This is a genomic window from Streptomyces sp. NPDC005752, assembly GCF_040630715.1.
Lineage (GTDB): Bacteria > Actinomycetota > Actinomycetes > Streptomycetales > Streptomycetaceae > Streptomyces.
Genome location: NZ_JBEXYB010000083.1, coordinates 1 through 4,354, shown reverse-complemented (window position 1 = coordinate 4,354; position 4,354 = coordinate 1). Strand labels below are relative to the sequence as shown.

Genomic DNA, 4,354 nt, shown 5'->3' with positions numbered 1-4,354 from the left:
AACCCGTCAAACGCACCACACACCTCATCAAACACCTCACCAAACCCAGGCAACACCATCAACCCACGCCCCATACCCAACCGCTGCGACCCCTGCCCCGAGAACAGGAAAGCCACCGAACGACCGGGCGTCACCACCCCCGACACCGTATTCACCGCCCCCTCACCCGACACCACACCCGCCAGACCCCGCAAGAACTCCTCCCGCTCCCCAGCCACCACCACCGCACGATGCTCCAACGCCGCCCGCGACGACACCAACGACCAACCCACCACACCCGCTGACACATCCGAACCAGCCACCAACTCACGCAACCGCCCAGCCTGCCCACGCAAACCCGCACCCGACCGACCCGACACCACCCACGGCACCACACCACCCACCACCGACACAGCCGGCACCCCCACCACCGGCTCCTCCACCACAACCGGCGCCTGCTCGATGACCACGTGCGCATTGGTGCCGCTGATCCCGAACGACGACACGCCTGCCCGGCGGGGCCGAGCGGTCTCCGGCCACGGCCGGGCCTCCGTCACCAGCTCCACAGCGCCCCTGGACCAGTCCACGTGCGGAGTCGGCTCATCCACGTGCAACGTCGACGGCACCACACCGTTCCGCATGGCCATCACCATCTTGATGATTCCCGCGACGCCTGCCGCGGCCTGGGTATGGCCGATGTTCGACTTCACCGACCCCAGCAGGAGTGGCTGGTTCTCTTCCCGGCCCTGTCCGTACGTCGCGATCAGCGCCTGCGCCTCGATCGGGTCGCCCAGGGTGGTGCCGGTGCCGTGCGCCTCCACGACGTCCACGTCCGGCGACGCGACACCGGCGTTGGCCAGTGCCTGGCGGATCACCCGCTGCTGCGACGGACCGTTCGGCGCCGTCAGACCGTTCGACGCACCATCCTGATTCACCGCCGAACCTCGCACCACAGCCAGCACCCGATGCCCCTTGCGCACCGCATCCGACAACCGCTCCACCAACAGCACGCCGACGCCCTCGGACCAGGTGGTTCCGTCGGCCCCTCCGGCGAAGGACTTGCACCGGCCGTCAGGGGCAAGCCCCTGCTGACGGCTGAACTCTATGAAGGACGCCGGCGTCGACATCACGGCGACCCCGCCTGCGAGCGCCATCGTGCACTCACCCTGCCGGAGCGCCTGCGCAGCCAGGTGCAGGGCGACCAGCGAGGACGAGCACGCCGTGTCCACCGTGACGGCGGGCCCCTCGAAGCCGAAGGTGTAGGCGATCCGGCCCGTGGCGACGCTCCCCGTGTTGCCGTTGCCCAGATAGCCGGCGACGTCTTCCGGAATGGTCCGCAACCGGGTCGCGTAGTCGTGGTACATCAGCCCGGCGAACACTCCGACCCTGTTGCCCCGCAGGCCGGTCGGATCGATGTTGGCGGTTTCGAACGCCTCCCATGAGGTCTCCAGCAGGAGCCGCTGCTGCGGATCCATCGCCGCCGCCTCACGCGGCGAGATACCGAAGAACTCCGGGTCGAAATCAGCCGCGTCGTAAAGGAATCCGGCCTCCCCCGAGTAGCTGGTTCCCGTGCGGCTGCCGTCCGGGTCGAGCAGTTCCGCGACGTCCCATCCCCGGTCCTCGGGGAACGGCGAGATCGCGTCCTCGCCGGACAGGACCATTCGCCACAGGTCCTCCGGGGAGCGCACGCCGCCGGGGAACCGGCAGCTCATCCCGACGATCGCGATCGGCTCGTCGGCGACCGCAACCTCCTGTGCGGGGACCGGCGCAGCCGCAGCGGCGTCCTCGGCCACGAGCTCGGAGCGCAGGTGACGGGCGAGCTCCAGGGGGGTCGGATAGTCGAACACCAGGGTCGCGGGGAGCCGCACCCCGGTGGCGGTGGCCAACCGGTTGCGGAGATCCACGGCGGTGAGCGAGTCGAACCCGAGCTCGGAGAACGCCCGGCCGGCGTCGAGGACGCTACCCGGTGCGTGTCCCAGCACGGCCGTGACCTGGCGCGACACCGTCTCCAGCAGCACCTTGTCCCGTTCGCCCCCCGTCATGGTGCGCAGGCGTTCCGCCAGTCCGCCCGTGATGGCGGAGTCCCGCGCCACTCGCCTCACCGGAGTGCGTATCAAGCCCCGCAGAACCGCAGGAACGCTCCCGCCGCCGGCGCGCGCGGTGGTGACATCGAGCGCCATCGGCACCAGGGTCGGCTGGTCTGCGGCCAACGCCGCATCGAACAGGGCTACCCCTTCGTCGGTGGCGAGCGCCGACATCCCTCCTCGCGACACCCGCGCCCGGTCCTGCTCCGTCATCGTCCGGGACATCCCGCCGTGCTGCTCCCACAGACCCCACGCCATCGATCGTGCGGGGAGGCCGTGGGCCCGGCGGTGACCGGCCAGTGCGTCGAGGAATCCGTTGGCGGCAGCGTAGTTCGCCTGTCCCACGGCGCCCAGTACGCCCGCCGCCGAGGAGAACAGCACGAAGGCGGTCAGGTCCGTTCCCTCGGTGAGTTCGTGCAGGTTCCAGGCCGCGTCCGCCTTGGGACGGAGCACGGTGTGCAGGCGCTCGGGCGTCAAGGAGGACACGACTCCGTCGTCGACGACACCCGCGGTGTGGACCACTCCGCGCAGCGGGCGGTCGGCGGGGATGCCCGCCAGCACGGCGGCCAGGCTGTCACGGTCGGCCACATCGCACGGGACCACCGTGGCCTCGCTGCCCAACGCCCTCAGCTCGGAGACCAGCTGGTCGGCACCGGGTGCCTGCGGGCCCTTCCTGCCCACCAGCAGCAGGTGTCGGACACCGTGGACCTCAGCCAGATGCCGGGCCACGATGCGTCCGAGGGCTCCCGTGCCACCGGTGATCAGTACGGTGCCGCCCGCATCCCACCGGTGCGCGTCCACCTCGACGGCCGCCCCTGCGCGGGAGAGCCTGCGGGCTCGCAGCACGCCGCCCCGGAGGACCAGTTCGGGCTCATCAGCCGCGCGGGCGGTGAGTACCGCGGCGACCAGCCCGGCCGCCGCTTCATCGGTGTCTGCGTCCGTGTCCAGGTCGACCTGGATGATCCGGTCAGGGTGCTCCGACTGGGCCGAGCGGACCAGGCCCTGAACGGCGGCGTTCGCGAGGTCGGGGGCGCTCCCGTCGACGGAGGTCGCGTTCCTGGTGATGAGTACCAGCCGTGCGCCGGAGAAGCGGTCGCCCTCGAGCCACTCGCGTATCAGTCGCAGTGCCCAGCCGGTTGCCGCCCTGGTCGCGTCCGGCACGTCGCCGGAGAACGCGGGGCACATGGCGGCCACCACCTCCGGTGCGGGGGGCGCCGTGGGCGGGGACGCACTCAGCGCGTTCATGTCTTCGTGGGCCTCCACGCTCTCGCCCGACGCGAGGATCACCTCGGCCGCCTCCGCGCCGATGGCGAACCACCGAAGCGCGGGTGTGTCGTCCGGCGCGGCGACGGGGCTCACCTCGGTCAGACCGATCTGGAACAGCGAGTCGCCGTGGCCGCGCGCGGCCTGAAGCTGATCCGTGGTGACCGGCCGCAGCGTCAGCGCGTCGACCGACGCCACCGGCAGACCGTCCTCGTCGGTCACGGCCACCGTGACTGCCCCTGCACCGGTCACCGCGAGGCGGACCCGCACCCTGGAGGCTCCTGCGGTGTGCAGGCGCACCCTCTCCCAGGAGAAGGGGAGACCCTGCGGTGCCGCATCGCCGTTGGGCGCGTTCAACCAGGTGACGCCGTGCAACACCGCGTCGAGCAGCGCCGGGTGCAGACCGAACGCGGCCGCCTCTGCGGTGTCCGATTCGGGAAGGCTGACCTCGGCCAGGACCTCGGCCCCGTAGCGCCACGCAGCCGTCAGTCCCTGGAACGCGGGGCCGTAGGCGAAGCCGTTCTCGGCCAGCCGGTCGTAGAAGCCGTCCACGGCAACCGGCACCGCACCGGAGGGCGGCCAGACGTCCTCGGGTTCGGCCTCGCTGCTGTGACTCGGATCGGCTGACAGTACGCCGGTGGCGTGGGTGGTCCACTGCGAGGTGTCCGCCCGCCGCGCGTAAACCGCCACGGGCCGCCTGCCCTCCTCGTCGGCGGCTGCCACGGTCACCTGGACCTGCACCGCCACGTCCTCCGGCAGCACCAGCGGCGCCTGGAGGGTCAGTTCCTCCACGACGTCGCAGTCCACCTCGTCGCCGGCGCGCAAGGCCAGCTCCACAAAGGCGGCGCCGGGAAAGAGGACGGTGTCCATGACGGTGTGGTCGGCGAGCCAGGGTTGTTCGGTGAGCGAGATCCTGCCGGTCAGCAGGAGCCGGTCCCCGTCCGCGTCCGCGAGCGCGACCCGGGCACCGAGCAGCGGATGACCCGTACTCTGCAGACCGACCGACCCCACAGCCGCCTCGACCCCGG

The 4,354-nt window shown here is 71.2% G+C and carries 1 protein-coding gene; it reads right to left on the bottom strand.

The window, feature by feature from the left end:
- Window positions 1-4,354: SDR family NAD(P)-dependent oxidoreductase (locus ABZ441_RS33395; RefSeq protein ID WP_358981147.1), on the bottom strand; the 4,354-nt coding region annotated here is incomplete at both ends.